Raw genomic sequence first — 1,669 nt, forward strand, 5'->3', positions numbered from 1 at the left:
CGGAACAAGTCAAGATAGTTGTCGCCTGATTCATGCAACCAACTGCGCTATATCTTCAGCATTCACCTGCTCGCGCACGACTGCGTCGCGCTCCGGATTGAGCGTGACCGCGCCGACCGGCGTCCAGTCGCGTGTCTCACGGGACCAGCGCGCGGGATGGCGCTCGCGGGCCTGGAGATACGTCTGATGGCGTGCCGCCAGAATCGCCCGATCCTCCAGTGCATGTCGTTGCGCCGGGGTGACGTAGCGGATGCCACTGTGGCGGTGCTCGAAGTTGTACCAACGCACGAAGTCGCGTCCCCAGAGGCGGGCGTCTTCAAGGGTGGCGAAGCCATGCGCCGGGAATTCGGGGCGGTACTTTGCCGTTTTGAAGAGCGATTCGACAAAGGCGTTGTCGTCGGAGACGCGCGGGCGCGAGTAAGACGGTTTGACGCCCAACCAGTGCAGCATGGCGAGCACCGTGGTGGCCTTGAGGGTACTGCCGTTGTCGCCGTGGAGCACGGGTTTGTCGGTCATCGCGTGGACGCCTTCGGCCAGCGCGGTGCGCTTGAGCAGGCCCACCGCGTGGTCGGCATGGTCGGCCTCATGGATCTCCCACCCGACGATCTTGCGGCTGTAGAGGTCCTGGATCAGGTAGAGGTAGAACCAGCGCCCCTGCACCTGCGTGGGCAGATAGGTCATGTCCCAACACCAGACATGGCCCGGCGCGGTGGCCACATGCGTGGTCGGCGTGCGCGAACGCTGAGGGGCACGGGCGCGGCCCCGGTGACGGGTCTGCCCGTGGGCGCGCAGCACGCGCTGGAAGCTCGATTCGCTGGCGATGTAGACGCCTTCGTCGGCGAGCGTCGGCACGATGCGCGCTGGCGGCTGATCGGCGAAACGCGGCTCATTAGCCACCGCCAGGACGCGGGCGCGCTCCTCGTCGGTGAGCGCATGCGCGGGCGTCGGGCGCTCGGCCAAGGGCCGGCGGTCGCCGACGTGCAGGCCGTCCTCGGCCTTCCAGCGCTGCAGGGTGCGCACGGTGATGCCGGCGACCTCGCACGCCGGACGCAAGCGCGCACCGGTTGCGTGGGCGGTGTCGATGTGGCGGACCATCGTTTGGCGATCTTCCAGGCCGATCATGCGTCCTCGTCCTTGTCCTTCGGAAAGATCGCCTCGAGCTTTTTTGACAGCACCAGAAGCGCGGCGGCCTCGGCCAGAGCCTTCTCCTTGCGGCGCAGGTCGCGCTCGAGCTCCTTGATGCGGCGCCGGTCGGCCTTCTTCTCCCGGTGGCTGATTCGCGCGGCGTCCTCGGGGTCGGCCAGCGCCTGTGTGGCCGCTGCCCGCCATTGCTCGAGCTCCTGCGGATACACGCCGTTCTCGCGGCACCAGGCGCTCTTGCTGGCCTCGTCCATCGCGGCGGTGACCAGCACCGCCTCGAATCGGGCCGGCGCTGTCCAAGCCCGCTCGCGAGCGGGCTTGGACAGCGCATCTGCGCGCCACCGCTCCAGCGTCGCCGTTGAAATGCTTAGTTCGCGGGAAACCATCTCCACCGATGCGCTCTCCGGGGGCAACAACCGTGCTACCGCCTTGTCCTTGAATGCTTGTCCGTATCTGGCCACTTCGTTCTTCCGTTATCGCCCTCGAGTTTCAGATTCTATCGAGGCGACAACCATCTTGACCCAGAGGG

1 protein-coding gene is annotated in these 1,669 nt (G+C 66.7%); it reads right to left on the reverse strand.

Going from position 1 to position 1,669, the window contains the following annotated elements; genetic code table 11:
• Positions 1-30: 30 nt before the first annotated feature.
• A protein-coding gene (locus DNK49_RS22950) for an IS3 family transposase (RefSeq protein WP_110530388.1) occupies positions 31-1,601 on the reverse strand; the annotation gives its coding sequence in 2 pieces (ribosomal slippage) (positions 31-1,169 and positions 1,169-1,601; 1,572 coding nt in all).
• Between the last annotated feature and the right edge of the window lie 68 nt (positions 1,602-1,669).

This window comes from Parazoarcus communis SWub3 = DSM 12120 (genome assembly GCF_003226565.1).
In the GTDB taxonomy this organism is placed as follows: Bacteria; Pseudomonadota; Gammaproteobacteria; order Burkholderiales; family Rhodocyclaceae; genus Parazoarcus; species Parazoarcus communis.